Annotated in this window: 13 protein-coding genes; 6 read left to right on the top strand and 7 right to left on the bottom strand. The window is 65.5% G+C overall.

The genetic code is table 11. The features are described from left to right. The first annotated feature begins 45 nt into the window (after window positions 1-45). Together ASG20_RS09465 and ASG20_RS09460 are read left to right on the top strand one after the other, a co-directional pair. On the top strand, window positions 46-591 hold the full coding sequence (locus ASG20_RS09465) for a peroxiredoxin (RefSeq protein ID WP_055879693.1): 546 nt from the start codon (window positions 46-48) through the stop codon (window positions 589-591). Window positions 592-729: 138 nt separating this feature from the next. Next, a complete protein-coding gene (locus ASG20_RS09460) occupies window positions 730-1,248 on the top strand; it encodes a carboxymuconolactone decarboxylase family protein (RefSeq protein WP_056051403.1) in 519 nt (172 codons plus the stop codon). A 115-nt stretch (window positions 1,249-1,363) separates the two neighbouring features. On the opposite strand, the gene ASG20_RS09455 is transcribed toward ASG20_RS09460, so the two are convergent. Beyond that, window positions 1,364-2,131, bottom strand: a complete 768-nt coding sequence (locus ASG20_RS09455; RefSeq protein WP_056052944.1) for a sulfite exporter TauE/SafE family protein — start codon at window positions 2,129-2,131, stop codon at window positions 1,364-1,366. Window positions 2,132-2,293: 162 nt separating this feature from the next. On the opposite strand from ASG20_RS09455, the gene epsC reads away from it, so the two are divergent. Both epsC and ASG20_RS09445 read left to right on the top strand, forming a co-directional pair. After that, window positions 2,294-2,986 carry a serine O-acetyltransferase EpsC gene (gene epsC, locus ASG20_RS09450; protein WP_056051402.1) on the top strand — a complete coding sequence of 231 codons (693 nt, stop codon included), beginning with the start codon at window positions 2,294-2,296 and terminating at the stop codon, window positions 2,984-2,986. 13 nt (window positions 2,987-2,999) lie between these two features. Continuing rightward, the gene (locus ASG20_RS09445) at window positions 3,000-3,338 is read left to right on the top strand and encodes a DUF2794 domain-containing protein (protein WP_056051400.1); all 339 of its coding nucleotides are present in this window, start codon (window positions 3,000-3,002) and stop codon (window positions 3,336-3,338) included. Window positions 3,339-3,484: 146 nt separating this feature from the next. Here ASG20_RS09445 and pncB read toward each other — a convergent pair whose 3' ends face one another. After that, a complete protein-coding gene (gene pncB / locus ASG20_RS09440) occupies window positions 3,485-4,789 on the bottom strand; it encodes a nicotinate phosphoribosyltransferase (protein ID WP_056051397.1) in 1,305 nt (434 codons plus the stop codon). Window positions 4,790-4,870: 81 nt separating this feature from the next. Between pncB and ASG20_RS09435 the strand changes: the two genes are divergently transcribed. Then, window positions 4,871-5,473 (top strand): isochorismatase family protein, encoded by a 603-nt coding sequence (locus tag ASG20_RS09435; RefSeq protein ID WP_056051395.1) that lies wholly within the window; start codon window positions 4,871-4,873, stop codon window positions 5,471-5,473. Between the two features lie 111 nt (window positions 5,474-5,584). On the opposite strand, the gene ASG20_RS09430 is transcribed toward ASG20_RS09435, so the two are convergent. The 4 genes from ASG20_RS09430 to ASG20_RS09415 form a co-directional block, all read right to left on the bottom strand. Next, window positions 5,585-6,880: a glycoside hydrolase family 130 protein gene (locus tag ASG20_RS09430; RefSeq protein WP_056051393.1), complete on the bottom strand. Its 1,296-nt coding sequence runs from the start codon at window positions 6,878-6,880 to the stop codon at window positions 5,585-5,587. Window positions 6,881-7,263: 383 nt separating this feature from the next. Then, window positions 7,264-8,052, bottom strand: a complete 789-nt coding sequence (locus ASG20_RS09425) for a hypothetical protein (protein WP_056051391.1) — start codon at window positions 8,050-8,052, stop codon at window positions 7,264-7,266. Between the two features lie 89 nt (window positions 8,053-8,141). Continuing rightward, complete coding sequence (locus ASG20_RS09420; RefSeq protein ID WP_056051389.1) at window positions 8,142-9,503, bottom strand: sensor histidine kinase; 1,362 nt, start codon at window positions 9,501-9,503, stop codon at window positions 8,142-8,144. Beyond that, complete coding sequence (locus ASG20_RS09415; RefSeq protein WP_056051386.1) at window positions 9,500-10,222, bottom strand: response regulator; 723 nt, start codon at window positions 10,220-10,222, stop codon at window positions 9,500-9,502. The genes ASG20_RS09420 and ASG20_RS09415 overlap by 4 nt, the downstream gene beginning before the upstream one ends. Before the next feature lie 195 nt (window positions 10,223-10,417). Between ASG20_RS09415 and ASG20_RS09410 the strand changes: the two genes are divergently transcribed. After that, on the top strand, window positions 10,418-10,861 hold the full coding sequence (locus ASG20_RS09410; RefSeq protein WP_056051385.1) for a hypothetical protein: 444 nt from the start codon (window positions 10,418-10,420) through the stop codon (window positions 10,859-10,861). Window positions 10,862-10,933: 72 nt separating this feature from the next. On the opposite strand, the gene rpoC is transcribed toward ASG20_RS09410, so the two are convergent. Continuing rightward, a complete protein-coding gene (gene rpoC / locus ASG20_RS09405) occupies window positions 10,934-15,220 on the bottom strand; it encodes a DNA-directed RNA polymerase subunit beta' (protein ID WP_056051382.1) in 4,287 nt (1,428 codons plus the stop codon). Between the last annotated feature and the right edge of the window lie 35 nt (window positions 15,221-15,255).

The raw sequence follows: 15,255 nt of genomic DNA, 5'->3' as shown, positions 1-15,255 counted from the left end.
TTTGAGGATGCCTGGAGCTAAGTTTATTTCCAGGAGGCTTCCATCATGTTGACCATCGGCGACCAGTTCCCCTCGATGACCATTCCCGTCCAGCAGGGCACCGCTGCGCTGCCCGCCGGCGAGACGCTCGACCTGACGACCGCCTATCCCGGCAAGTGGAAGGTGCTGTTCTACTGGCCGAAGGACTTCACGTTCGTGTGCCCGACCGAGATCGTCGGCTACAGCGACATCCGCGGCGATTTCGAGGACCGCGACGCCGTCCTGATCGGCGCGTCGACCGACACCGCGCACGTTCACCTCGCCTGGCGCAAGTCGGACGCGGATCTCGCCGCCGCGGACTTCCCGTGGCTCGCGGATAACGGCGCGAAGCTCGCCGACGCGCTCGGGATCGTCGACAAGAACGAGCATGTCGCGTTCCGTGCGACCTTCATCATCGATCCGGACAACGTCATCCAGGCGGTTCAGGTCAACGGCCTGAACGTCGGCCGCAACCCCGCCGAGACGCTCCGCGTGCTCGACGCGCTGCAGACCGACGAGCTCTGCCCGTGCAACTGGAACAAGGGCGACGACGTCCTCCAGCTCGCTGCGTAATTGAAATATTCTTTCCCCTTCCCGCTTGCGGGAGGGGGCAGGGGGTGGGCCCGCGCGCTCCCCGAACGCATCCGTTCCTGGTGAGCGCGGGCCCACCCCTCGGTCCCCTCCCGCAAGCGGGAGGGGAGGAAGAATAATATGTCGCTCAAGGAATTCGCAGGGCAACTGCCCGACTACGCCAAGGACATCCGCCTCAACGTCGGCTCGCTGCTGAACGAGACGCATCTCACCGACCAGCGCAAATACGGCTTGTTGCTCACCTGCGCGCACGGCTCGGGCTACAAGCCGCTGGTCGAGGCCGCAGAAGCCGAATGCGCGCCGAAGCTCTCGCCCGAGGCCGCGAACGCAGCGCGTGCAGCCGCTGCGGTTATGGCGATGAACAACGTCTATTACCGGTTCACGCACCTCGCCGGAAACCAGGAATACCGCAACATGCCCGCCAAGCTGCGCATGAACGTGATCGGCCAGCCCGGCATCGACAAGGTGGATTTCGAGCTCTTCAGCCTGGCCGTGTCGGCGATGAACGGCTGCGGCATGTGCATCGACAGCCATGAGCAGATCTTGAAGAAGGCCGGCGTTACGGCAGAGGCGATCCAGACGTCGGTGCGGATCGGCGCGGTGATGGCCGCGGTCGCGACGGTCCACGCGACGCTGTGACCTTCAGTCCCCCTTCCGCTTGCGGGAGGGGTTAGGGGAGGGGCTGGCCTCAAGCACGGCGTCATATTTGGCACGCCCTCCCCCGACCCCTCCCGCAAGCGGGAGGGGAGTTGGGTCAGTGCCAGATCGCGCGGTAGAGGCCGAACAGGCTGGTGATCGTCAGGATCACACCGACCAGCACCATCAGCGTCTTGGCCGGCACGCGCTTCGCCAGCATCGCCCCGAACGGTGCCGCCAGCACCCCGCCGATCAGCAATCCCACGGTGGCCTGCGTAAACGCCGCCCAGCCGAGCTGTGTGATGAACGTCGCCGAGATCGTCGCGGTCAGGAAGAACTCCGCCGTGTTGACCGTGCCGATCGTGGTCCGTGGGCTTGCGCCCTGCACCAGCAGGTTCGAGGTCACCACCGGTCCCCAGCCACCACCGCCCGCCGCATCGAGAAACCCGCCGACCAGCCCGAGCGGCTCGACGATCTTCGGCTCCTTCTGCTTCGGCGGATAGCGAAGCCCGCGGTACAGCAGATACACGCCGATCGACGTCAGATACGCCAGGATGAATGGTTTCGCCGTGCTCGCATCGATGTTCGACAGCACGTACGCGCCCAGCACGCCGCCGATAACACCCGGGATCATCAACCGCAGGAACAGCGTCCAGTTGACGTTCTTGTGCAGCACGTGGCTGATCCCCGACACCGCGGTCGTGAAGGTCTCGACGGTATGCACGCCCGCCGACGCCGCGGCCGGCGGTACGCCGACCCACAGCAGCAGCGTGTTCGAAATCACCCCGAACGCCATTCCCAGCGCGCCATCGACGATCTGCGCGGCGAACCCGACCAGGATGAACGGCAACAGCGTCTCGAAGCTCAAGGTCGTCAGGTCGAACATCGGCATCCCCTCAATATCGCGCGCAGAGTGCAACGCGCGGGCTTATCCCACAACAAAGATAGGCTTTACCCCGATCCCGATGGGGTGAGGCGGCTCATGCGCGCGGTTCTGGAAATCGGTCGTTCGATACCCTAGATACGGAAATCGCGAAGGGGACTGCGGATGTCGAGCGGATTACTGGCCTATCTGGATTCGATCCGCGCCCGCGATCCTGCTCCGCACTCGCGCGCCGAAATCATGCTGTACCCCGGCGTCTGGGCGCTCGGTTATCACCGGATCGCGCATTGCCTGTACAAGGCGAAGCTTTATTTCCTCGCGCGCTGCGTCAACCACTGGTCGCGCTTCACGACGGCGATCGACATCCATCCGGGTGCGACGATCGGCCGCAATTTCTTCATCGACCATGGCTTCGTGGTGATCGGCGAGACCGCGGAGATCGGCGACGACGTGACGATCTATCAATGCGTGACGTTGGGCGGCACCAGCCCCGACAACGGCGTGCAGGGCAAGCGCCACCCGACCATCTCCGATGGCGCGATCATCGGCTCGGGCGCGCAGGTGCTCGGCCCGATCACGCTCGGCAAGCGCTCGCGGGTCGGGGCCAACGCGGTGGTGACGCGAGACGTCCCGGCGGGCACGACGGTCGTCGGCATCCCCGCCCGCGCCACGACGATCGAGGGGGGAAACGCCCCCGAGGTGCCACGCTTCGTGCCCTACGGTACGCCGTGCAGCGAGATGTTCGATCCCGCGACACAGAAGATGGAGATCATGCGCTGCGAGCTGGAGACGATGCGCAAGCGGCTCGACGCGCTGCTCGCCGACGAGCATCCAGAGGACCGTCGCGACCGCGCATGATGGTGGATAACTGATGGGCGTCGTACCTTTCCCCACACCGTCCAAGGCGACGCAGGTCGGCTTCGAGCGCCTCGAACTGAACCGCATCCTGGACCTGTACGGCCGGATGGTCGCGGCAGGCCATTGGCGCGACTACGCGATCGATCTCGGCAAGGACGCCGCCGTCTTCGCCGCCTTCCGCCGTGCCGCCGAACGGCCGGAGTTCCGGATCGAAAAACGCCCGTCGCTGCGTAACAAGCAGGGGATGTGGGCGCTGATCGGCGAGGCCGGCGCGGTGGTAAAGCGTGGGCATGAACTCGGGCCGGTGCTGGCGCCAGTCGAGCGGCGTTTCATGAAGCTGGTCGAGGACTAGGGCGAGACTTCGTGATCCTCCCCCGCAAGGGGGAGGTGGCAGGCGCTTGCCTGACGGAGGGGGAGGAAAGGGAAACTTCTGTTCCGTGTCCTCCCCCTCCGTCACCTTCGGAGACACCTCCCCCTGGCGGGGGAGGATCGATAGGGTTACACCAGCACCGGAGCCGTCTCGCGGTCCGCTTCCCCGAACACCCGGAGATACCGCGCGATCTCCGCGGGCTCGCCGGTCGCCTTGGCGGGATTATCCGACAGCTTCACCGCCGGTCGCCCATTCGCCTGGATCACCTTGCACACCAGCGAGATCGGCTCCAACGCCGCCGCCCCATCTGGATCGCAGCCGCGAAAATCGTTGGTCAGGTTGGTCCCCCAGCCAAAGCTCATCCGCACGCGGCCGTGGAAATGGCGATACGTCTGCTCGATCGTGTCGATGTCCATCCCGTCGGAGAAGATCAGCAGCTTGGTCTTCGGATCGACGCCTTGTTCCTCCCACCAGCGGATGATCTGCTCGCCGCCCGCGATCGGCGGCGCGCTGTCGGGACGAAAGCCGGTCCACTCCGCCAGCCAGTGCGGCGCGTTGCGCAGGAACGCGGTCGTACCGAACGCATCGGGGAGGGCGATCAGCAGATTGCCGTTATAATGTTGCCGCCAATGCTCGAGCACGCGGTACGGCGCTTCCGCAAGGTCGGCGTCGCTGTCGGCCAGCGCGGCTGTGACCATCGGCAGTTCGTGCGCGTTCGTGCCGATCGCTTCGAGGTCGGCGTCCATCGCCAGCAGCACGTTGGACGTGCCGATGAACCGGTCACCGAGCCCTTCCTTGAGCGCCTCGACGCACCAGCGCTGCCACAGGAACCCATGCCGCCGCCGCGTGCCGAAGTCCGACAGCACGAGGTCGGGCAGTTCGCGCAGCCGTTCGACCTTCTCCCACAGCTTGGCCTTGGCGCGCGCGTAGACGATATCGAGCGCGAACCGGCCGCGGTCGCGCAGGGCTGCGCGCGATTTGAGTTCGTTGATGATCGTCAGCGCGGGGATTTCCCACATTGTCGTGTGGCTCCAAGGCCCCTCGAAATGCAGTTCATATTGGCCGTCGACCTTGCGCAAGTCGTAGGCGGGCAGCTGGAACTCGGCGAGCCACGCCAGGAACTCGGGCCCGAACATCTTCTGCTTGCCGTAGAAGCTGTTGCCCGCCAGCCAGATCAGCTCCTTCTTCGCGAACCGCAGCGTCCGCGCGTGATCGAGCTGCGCGCGCAGTTCGGCCTCGTCGACGATCTCCGCGAGCCGCACCGTCTTCGTCCGGTTGATCAGCGCGAAGGTGGCGCTGACGTCGGGATACACCTGCCGGATCATCTGCAGCATCAGCAGCTTGTAGAAATCGGTATCGAGCAGGCTGCGGACGATCGGATCGAGCCGGAAATTGTGATTGTACGTCCGGGTGGCGATATCGGTCACGGCCATGCGCGTGGGCTCCTGCGTTGTTGCGGTGCGGGTGTCCGAGAAGACGCGTTTGTGTCAAGCAGCGGGCAAAGGAGACGGGCGATGGCGCGGTTCGTGGTCGTGGTGGATACGCAGTGGGATTTCATGGCGGGCGACGGCGCGCTGAGCGTGGCGGGAGCCGACGCACTGGTCGCGCCGATGCAGGCGTGGCTGTCGGCACTGCAGCCGGACGAGACTGCGGGTGTCCTCTTCACCTTCGATACGCATTTTCGCGAAACCTACGCCGCCTCACCCGAAGCGCAGATGTTCCCGATCCACTGCGTCCGCGGCACGCAGGGCTGGAACAACATGCTCGAGGTCGCGCTGGTCGACCCGGCGATCCCGGCGTGGCGGATCGAGAAGGGCGTGTTCGACATGTGGGCCGAACCAGAGCTGGCGATCGAAGACGCGCGCGATGCGAGCAAGCCGACGATCCTGCGCGAAGACTTTTTCGCGGAGCTCGCAGCCAACAGCATCACCGACGTCACGGTGATCGGCGTCGCGGCGGATTACTGCGTCCGCTGGGCCGTCGACGGACTGATCGCGCGCGGCTTCGCCGTAACCGTGCCGGCAGGGCTGACGCGCGGGATCGAACGGCAGATCGATATAGTCGCCGCAGAGGATTTTGCCGGTGCGCGGCTGGTTGTCGAGCCACTCCTCGCATAAGCCGGCGTCCCCAAGTCCAGCGATGTTCTTCCCCCTTGTTCTCCCGCGAAGGCGGGAGCCCAGGCTGGACCCCCGCCTTCGCGGGGGAACATGCTTTCACGCTGCCGGCGTTCACGCCATCGCCGCGATCAGCCGCCCGACATCCACCGTCGCGAACGAGGCGAAATTGTCGGCAACCCCGAACGGCAGCAATAGCGTCCGGTCATGGACGATCCCGCCGCAACTATAGACGACGTTCGGCACATACCCGTCGCGCTCCTTCGGGCTCGGCACGATCAGCGGATCGGTCATCCGCGCGAGCAGCTTGGTCGGATCGGCCTTGTCGAGCAGGCACGCGCCGACGCAATAGTTGCGGACGCTGCCGACGCCGTGGGTCAGCACCAGCCAGCCCTCGTCGATCTCGATCGGTGAGCCGCAATTGCCCATCTGGATGAATTCCCACGGCCATTTCGGCTCGACGATCTTCTCACCGCCCTCCCAGGTCAGCAGGTCGTCCGAGGTCAGATACCAGATATTCTCGTTGTCCTGCCGCCCCAGCATCGCGAAGCGCCCGTCGATCTTGCGCGGGAACAGCGCCATCCCCTTGGTATCCGCGACCGCGCCGCGCATCGGCTGCATCTCGAACGTCTTGAAGTCCTCGCCGCGCAGCAGTTCGCAGCGCGTCTCGGAGCCACTGAACGCGGTATAGGTGCCGAGATACTGGACCTCGCCGACATCCTCGAACCGGACGAGCCGCAGATCCTCGATCCCCTGGCGCTGGCTCGGCAGGATCGGGAAGATCACGGTTTCGGACAGCTCGCGACTATTGCCGCATTGCAGCCGGGTGGGGCCGCCATCGGTCGCGCCCTGATCCGACGGTTCGATCCGCGGCGGCACTGCGGTCCGGCTGGCGGGATCGACCGAGAAACCGTCCTGCGGCGACCAGCTCCCGGTGCGGAACGTCACCGACGAGACGTGACCCTCGCCGATCCCGCGCAGCGACAGGATGAAGCGTAGACCATCGTCGGGCGCGCCTGTCTGGTCGGGATGCAGCACCATGCTCGGGTTGAACAGCGCGGCGGCCTCGAACGAATATTCCTCGCTGAGATACGCGCCGATCAGCACCTGCTGGTCGCGCGTGATCGTGCGGGCGTCCGGCGTCCTCGCCATGACCTCGCCGAAGCGGTGGAGCAGCAGGTCGTCGACATCGCGGTGGCGCTCGTCGAGCGACGCGGTGACGCGCTCGCGTTCGGCATGAAGCTCGTCGGGGGTCAGCGACAGCACGCGGTCGATCACGCGCTCGACGCGGGGGTGGCCCTCGACCTTGAACGGACCGGGATAGTCGACGTTGAACGGGCGGATCACGGTCCGCGACGGATCGGGGCGAAGCTGGATGTTCGAGAAGGTGACGAGGTCCGTTACGGCCATGATCGGCTCCCTTGTGCGCCGACCGGCGCGGTGCGGTATCGACTGCAAACGCCGGAGCACCCGGATCGCCGCATGACAAACCTTTCACCGCACAGACATACGCCGGAAAACATGGCGCGCCATGACCGATGCTTGATCTTGGGGTGGAGGCGGCATGCGCGGACTATCGACACACGCCAGTGACTGCGCGCTGGGGTTGCACGCACCGCGGTCACGCCATCGCGATGTGGCCGATCAACCGGTGCAGCACTCCGCCTGTCGACGCTGCGGCGCGGCGATCGTCAAATCCGCGGTCAGCCGCCGCTGGATCGTCTCGGGCGTGCTCGGCTGATGCGGTCGCGATATTGGTAAAAGGGGCGTCCGATCCGCCGCCGTCGCCACGATTACGGCGTATCGCGATCCGGTGACGGTGGGGCGGCGGGGCGGTCCGATCCGTTCCGCCACGTTTCGGCGCCGGCCTTCGGCAATTCGCCGCGGGTCAGCGCACCATCGCGATTGCGGTCGAGCGCGGCGAACCGGGTCGCCGCAGCCATCGCGAATTCGGATCGATCGACACCGCGGTTCAGGTTGCGATCGGCCGCGATGACCGGTTCGGGGAAATCGAAGAACCCGAACTTCGCGGCGCCGAGCCGTTCATGGACGGCGGCATCGGTCTTCTTGCCGTCGTCGCTGCCCCTGTGCATCCCCTGACCGCCGCCGCCGCCGCCGCCGCCGCCTTGCCTCCGTCCACCACCGGAGCCGCGTCCGCCACGCCCCCCGGGGCCGCGCGCGCCGGATGAAGTACCGCCGCCGCCCGACCCTACACGGATCTCGGGAACCAGGACGTTTTCGTAATAGGCGATGTCGTCGGGATCGATCTCGCCGTCGTTGCCACGATCGAGCACCGCGAAGAACCGCATCGCATCGCGCTGGAATTCCGCCTCGGTGATACGACCATTGCCGTCGGCGTCGGCACCCGCGAACCAGAGCGCCTCCGCCGCGCCGGGATGTTGCGACGCCCTGAACGGTTCGCCCATCGGACTGACGAACAACTGCCCGCGGCCGTGGTCGGCCCCCGCGTCGGCAAGGCGATGTGCTGCATCACCCTGCGCGCCCGATCCGCGAGGTCTTGGCAGGTCGCCAGCGCATCCCGCCAGCGCGCCGGCCAGGCCGATAAGAAATACTGTGCGCATGACGCCTCCTCGATACCGTGACGACCAGCTGGCACGCGAAACGTTGCCCCGATATGTCGGGTCGCGCCGGTCCCGACGTATCGCTCAGGTCATACGGGCAACGTCACCCGCACCAGCAGGCCACCGTCGGCGCGGTTTTCGATCGTCGCCTCGCCGCCGTGTCCGCGGGCGACCGCACGCACGCTGGCGAGGCCCAGCCCGCTGCCACCCGTATCGCGGTTGCGCGAATGTTCGGCGCGAAAGAACGGCTCGAACGCGCGCGCCAGGTCGGCGGGCGCCATGCCGCTGCCGGAATCGAACACGTCGAGCACGGCCATCCCGCCGGCGCGGTGGAGCAGGACTTCGGCATGCCCGGCATAATTGACGGCATTGCCCACCAGATTCGCGAGCAGGGCCTTCAGCGACGGCGTGTCGCCTTCGATGATCAGCGGCGATCCGGGATGCAGCACGACCTGGTCGCCGCGATCCGCAAAATCGTCGGTCACGCTTTCGGCGAGCGATCGAAGGTCGAGCTTCTGGCGGCGGACATGGCGGGTCATGTCGCGGACGAACGCCATCGCCGAGCCGATCCGCTGGCTCATCTCCTGGATATCGCCTTCGCTTGCGATCCGAATATCTTCCGGCGCCTTTTCGAGCCGCAGCGACAACCGCATCAGCGGCGTCCGGAGATCGTGCGCGACCGCCGCGATCAGCGTGGTGCGATCCTCGACGTACCGGTTGAGCCGTTCCTGCATCAGGTTGAACGCGCTGGCGGCTTCGGCGATCTCGGGCGGACCGGTGACGGGCAGGGGGGCGGCCCGCGGATCGCGGCCGAGCCGTTCGGCGGCGGCGGCAAACCGCCCGATCGGAGTCGCGACGCGGCGGGCCAGCAGCAGGGCGATCGGCGCGACGACCGCCATCGCCGCCAGGAACCACAGGACGATGCGCGCGCGCCAGGGCCCGATCGTGCCGTTGGTTGGCCGGATCACGAGCCACCGCCCGTCCGGCCGCTCTATCGACACCACGAACGGTCCGAACAAGGCGTTTTCGAACAGGTGATGACGGGATCGGACCATGCCCATCGGCACCGGGGGACGAAGCGCTCCCGCCAGCATCGGCATCGCCGAGGGTTCGGTCTCGACGGTCACGCGCTCTGCGGGCAGTGCAAGGTCGTTGGCGATCAGCTTGGCGAGGCGTGCATCCCGCGAACTGTCGGATGGCCGAGGAGGGCCGCCCGTGATCCTCATGGTCAGCAACTTTGCCGGGTCGCTGCCTGAGCGGACCACGCCGGCAACGCGCGCCGTCGTGTAGATCACGGGCATCGGCGGCGGCATCAACAGCACGATCGCGAAGTTCAGGATCTGGACCAGCAGCACCGTCGTCAGCAGCAAGGCGAGAATCCGGACGAACAGCGTCCACGGACGCAGCCTGCCGAGTTTCGACGGCGTGTAGATCGTGGCAGGTTGCGTCACTGTCGGGCCACGCGCGGTACGAAAAAATAGCCTTCGTTGCGGATCGTGCGGATGATCTCGTCACCGCGCGAGCGAAGCTTGCGGCGCAACCGGCTGACCTGCACGTCGATCGCGCGATCGAACGCGTCGGTGTCGGGTCCGCGGGCAGCCTCCAACAGCGCATCGCGCGCCAGCACGCGTCTCGGCCGCTCGACGAACGCGCGCAAAACCGCGAACTCGCCGTCGGTCAGGTCGATTAGCGTACCGTCGGGATCGAACAGCTCGTGCGCCGCGAAATCGACTCGCCAGCCGAGGAATGCGAACGACCGGCTTTCACCCGCATCCTGGATTTCGCGCGCGCGCAGTGCGGCGCGGACGGTCGCCAGGATCTCCCGCGGGCTGCACGGCTTGGACAGATAGTGGCTCGCGCCGATTTCGAGGCCGAGGATCCGATCGGGTTCATCGCCGAGTGCGCTGAGCATCACGATCGGCGGCGCGCCGACCCGCGCGAGCCGGCGACAGACGGACACGCCATCTTCGCCGGGCATCATCACGTCGAGCAGGATCAGCGATACCGGGCATCGTGCCAGGACGGCGTCCATCTCGTGCGCATTGGTGGCGGTTTCGACCTGAAACCCATGCATGCCGAGGCTCTGCGCCAACAGCGTCCGGATCATGTGATCGTCGTCGACCACCAGCAGCACGGGCTTCGCCGACTCTTGAACAGACGTTGAATTCATCGGTCTTTCTTAGGTCGGCGATGTGTTCGTGATGTTTCCGCGCCGATCCTCATCGGGATATCAGGCCATATGGTCGGCGAATAGCAGGGAACGGTCTTCGCGATCTCAGCGCAATCGCGCCGGCGTCCCCCCAGAACAGCTGTGTTCCATACTGCCGTCAGCGCGCTGTAATGTCGGGTCGGCACGATGTGCGGCATGATGCCGTCGAGTCTTCCTGCGCTTGCCATCCGGATCGTGAGGATCGTGAGGATCGTCGCGACTGCGGCGGCCTACGCGCTGCCCGCATTTACCGGTACGGCGGCGGACGATCCGTGGCGGCCTTACCGTATCGAGATTGGCAGGCAGTGTCCGGCGAAGCATCTGGAATGGCTGTCCCCCGCCGATCTCCGCGACGTGCTCGAGACGTACGAGGCCAGTGCCGCGCCCGGCACACTCGCCGCGATGTCGGTTGCCGAAGCCGGCCGATGCGCCACGACGATGGCCGGGGCGACCTGCGGCAATTTGGCCGAGATAGACGCCGTGCGCAGCGCGCGAGAGTTGCCCGCGTTCGCTAAGTCGGTGTGCGCCGCCTTCGTTGAATGTCACGGCCAGTCCGACTGCATCGCCGCCGAACCCCCGACTACCGCGCCCAAACACTAAAAAGGCCGCCGCCCGGTATCCCGGACGACGGCCTCTTATTTCAATCAGAGCCGAAGCGTCTGACGAAACCGATTACTCGGCTTCGTTCAGATACTCGCCGGCATCCGCGTCGGTGCCGGTGCCCGAGGTGACGACCGCTGCGAGCGGATCCTCACCCGTGCCGCCTGCATCGCGCGGCGAGCGCGCGAGTTCGGCGGCGTGCTCGTCGGCAGCCGACATCGGTGCCACGATCGACACCTCCGCCATCTTGCGCTGCTGGACGCGCATCGCGGCGTCGCGGCTGTTGGCCACGACCCGCAGGCGGTTGAGGCCTGCACCGGTGCCTGCCGGGATGAGCCGGCCGACGATCACGTTCTCCTTCAGGCCCATCAGCATGTCCTGCTTACCCTGGACCGCTGCCTCGGTGAGGACGCGGGTGGTCTCCTGGAACGACGCCGCCGAGATGAAGCTGCGGGTCTGCAGCGACGCCTTGGTGATGCCGAGCAGGATGGGCTTGCCCTGTGCGCGGGTCTGCTTCTTCTCCAGCTTCTCGTTGGTCGCGTCCATTTCCTCGCGATCGACCTGCTCGCCCTTCAGCAGCGTGGTGTCGCCGCCGTCGGTGATCTCGACCTTCTGCAGCATCTGACGAACGATCGTCTCGATGTGCTTGTCGTTGATCTTCACGCCCTGGAGACGATAGACCTCCTGGATTTCCGACACGAGATACTCGGCGAGGGGTTCGATGCCCATCGTCTCGAGGATGTCGTGCGGATCGGGCGAGCCGCCGATCAGGTTATCGCCGCGCTTGACGTAATCGCCTTCCTGGACGTCGATCACCTTCGACTTCGGCACCAGATACTCGACGACGTCGCCGCCATCCTCGGGCTGGATGCCGATCTTGCGCTTCGCCTTGTAGTCCTTGCCGAACACGACGCGGCCCGAGATCTTGGCGATGATCGCCGAGTCCTTGGGGATGCGTGCCTCGAACAGCTCGGCAACACGCGGCAGACCACCGGTGATGTCGCGCGTCTTGGCGCTTTCGCGGCTGACGCGGGCGACGACGTCGCCGCCGAACACCTGTGCGCCATCCTCGACCGACAGCGTAGCGCCGATCGCCAGCATGTAACGACCGGTCTCGCCCGACGTCTCGTCGAGCAGGGTCATGCGCGGACGCAGATCCTCCTTCGACTTGGTCGCCGCACGATATTCGATCACTACGCGCTGGGCGATGCCCGTGGCTTCGTCGGTCTGCTCGGTGAGCGTCTTGCCCTCGATCAGGTCGACATACTTGATCGTGCCCGGATTCTCCGTGATCACCGGCATGGTGAACGGATCCCACTCGGCCATCCGATCGCCGCGCGACACGATGTGACCATCGTCGAACAGCACGTACGCACCGTAGGGGATACGATCGACCGAGAGCTCGCGGCCGTCCATGTCGACGATCGCGATTTCACCCGAGCGGCTGAGCACCACGCGACGGCCACGCTGGTCGACGATGATACGCAGATCGCGGAACTGCACCGTACCGTCGGCATGCGCCTCGAGGTTCGACGTTTCGTTGAGCTGCGCCGCACCACCGATGTGGAACGTACGCATCGTCAGCTGCGTGCCCGGCTCACCGATCGACTGCGCGGCGATGACGCCGACAGCTTCACCGATGTTGACCGGCGTACCGCGGGCGAGATCGCGCCCGTAGCACTTGCCGCAGACGCCGATCTTCGACTCGCAGACCAGCGGGCTGCGGATCTTGCACGACTGCGTGCCGAGTCCCTCGATCGTCGTGATCATCGGCTCGTCGAGCAGCGTGCCCGACGGGATGACGACCTTGCCGGTCTTCGGATCGACGATGTCCTCCGCGGTCGTACGACCGAGGATGCGCTCGCCGAGGCTTGCGATCGTCGAACCACCCTGAAGAATGGCCTTCATCTCCAGCGCACGGGTCGTGCCGCAATCCGGTTCGATGATGACGCAATCCTGCGACACGTCGACCAGACGACGCGTCAGGTAGCCCGAGTTTGCCGTCTTCAACGCCGTATCCGCGAGGCCCTTGCGAGCGCCGTGGGTCGAGTTGAAGTACTCGAGGACGGTCAGGCCTTCCTTGAAGTTCGAGATGATCGGCGTCTCGATGATCTCGCCCGACGGCTTGGCCATCAGGCCGCGCATGCCGGCAAGCTGCTTGATCTGCGCCTGCGAACCACGAGCACCCGAGTGAGCCATCATGTAGATCGAGTTGATCGGCTTTTCACGGCCGGTCTCCTCGTCGACCTTCACCGCACGGATCTCGTCCATCATTGCGTTCGCGACCTGGTCGCCGCAACGGCTCCAGGCGTCGATCACCTTGTTGTACTTCTCCTGCTGCGTGATCAGACCGTCCTGATACTGCTGCTCGAAGTCCTTTACGAGCGCCTTGGTGTCGTCGACCAGACCAACCTTGGCGTCCGGAATGATCATGTCGTCCTTGCCGAACGAGATGCCGGCGCGGAATGCGTGGCGGAAGCCGAGCGACATGATCGCGTCGGCGAACAGCACGGTCTCCTTCTGGCCGGTGTGACGATAGACCTCATCGATCACGTCGCCCACGTCCTTCTTGGTGAGGAGGCGGTTGACCGTGTCGAACGGCACCTTGTGGCTATGCGGCAGGCACTCGCCCAGCAGCATGCGGCCCGGGGTCGTCTCGTACCGCTTGAGGTACTGCTTGCCCTTCTCGTCGGTCTGCGGAACGCGGCTGATGACCTTGGTGTGCAGCGTGACCGCCTGAGCGTTCAGCGCCTGGTGCACTTCGGCCATGTCACCGAGCAGCATCCCCTGGCCCGGCTCGTTCTCCTTCATCATCGACAGATAATAGAGACCGAGGACCATGTCCTGCGACGGCACGATGATCGGCTTGCCGTTGGCCGGCGACAGGATGTTGTTCGTCGACATCATCAGGACGCGCGCTTCGAGCTGGGCCTCGAGGCTCAGCGGGACGTGCACGGCCATCTGATCGCCGTCGAAATCGGCGTTGAACGCGGAGCAGACCAGCGGGTGAAGCTGGATCGCCTTGCCCTCGATCAATACCGGCTCGAACGCCTGGATGCCCAGACGGTGAAGCGTCGGTGCACGGTTCAGCATGACCGGATGCTCGCGGATCACCTCGTCCAGGATGTCCCAGACTTCCTTGCGCTCCTTCTCGACCCACTTCTTCGCCTGCTTCAGGGTCATCGACAGACCCTTTGCATCGAGACGCGCGTAGATGAACGGCTTGAACAGCTCGAGCGCCATCTTCTTCGGCAGGCCGCACTGGTGCAGCTTCAGCTCAGGCCCGGTCACGATGACCGAACGACCCGAATAGTCGACGCGCTTGCCGAGCAGATTCTGGCGGAAGCGGCCCTGCTTGCCCTTGAGCATGTCGGACAGCGACTTCAGCGGACGCTTGTTGGCGCCCGTGATCGTGCGACCGCGGCGACCATTGTCGAACAGTGCGTCGACGGCCTCCTGGAGCATGCGCTTCTCGTTGCGGACGATGATGTCCGGCGCGCGGAGCTCCATCAGGCGCTTCAAGCGGTTGTTGCGGTTGATCACGCGGCGATACAGATCGTTCAGATCCGACGTCGCGAAACGACCACCGTCCAGCGGCACCAGCGGGCGCAGCTCGGGCGGGATGACCGGAACGACTTCGAGGATCATCCACTCGGGGCGGTTGCCCGAATCGATGAAGCTCTCGACGACCTTCAGGCGCTTGATGATCTTCTTGGGCTTCAGCTCGGACTTGGTGACCGCGAGCTCTTCGAGCAGCGCGGTGCGCTCACCGACGAGATCGAGCGATTCGAGCATGATGCGGACCGCTTCGGCGCCGATACCGGCCGAGAACGCGTCCTCGCCATACTGGTCCTGCGCGTCGAGGAGCTCGTCCTCGGTCATCAGCTGGTACTTCTCGAGCGGGGTCAGGCCCGGCTCGATGACGATGTACGCCTCGAAGTACAGCACGCGCTCGAGCTGCTTCAGCTGCATGTCGAGCAACAGGCCGATGCGCGACGGCAGCGACTTCAGGAACCAGATGTGCGCGACCGGGGCGGCGAGCTCGATATGGCCCATCCGCTCGCGGCGAACCTTCGAGACGGTAACCTCGACGCCGCACTTCTCGCAGACGATGCCCTTGTACTTCATGCGCTTGTACTTGCCGCACAGGCACTCGTAATCCTTGATCGGACCGAAGATGCGCGCGCAGAACAGGCCGTCACGCTCGGGCTTGAACGTGCGGTAGTTGATGGTCTCGGGCTTCTTGATCTCGCCGAACGACCACGAACGGATCTTGTCCGGGGACGCGATGCCGATCTGGATCTGGTCGAACGTCTCGGTCTTGGCGACCGGATTGGCGAAGGGGGTCATCTCGTTCATTTTATTCTCCATTCCCCTTCCGCATGGCGGGAGGG

Origin of the sequence: Sphingomonas sp. Leaf198, from assembly GCF_001424005.1 — a bacterium.
GTDB lineage: Bacteria > Pseudomonadota > Alphaproteobacteria > Sphingomonadales > Sphingomonadaceae > Sphingomonas.
The sequence above is the reverse complement of the archived record's forward strand: the minus strand, read 5'-3'. Positions and strand labels throughout refer to the sequence as shown.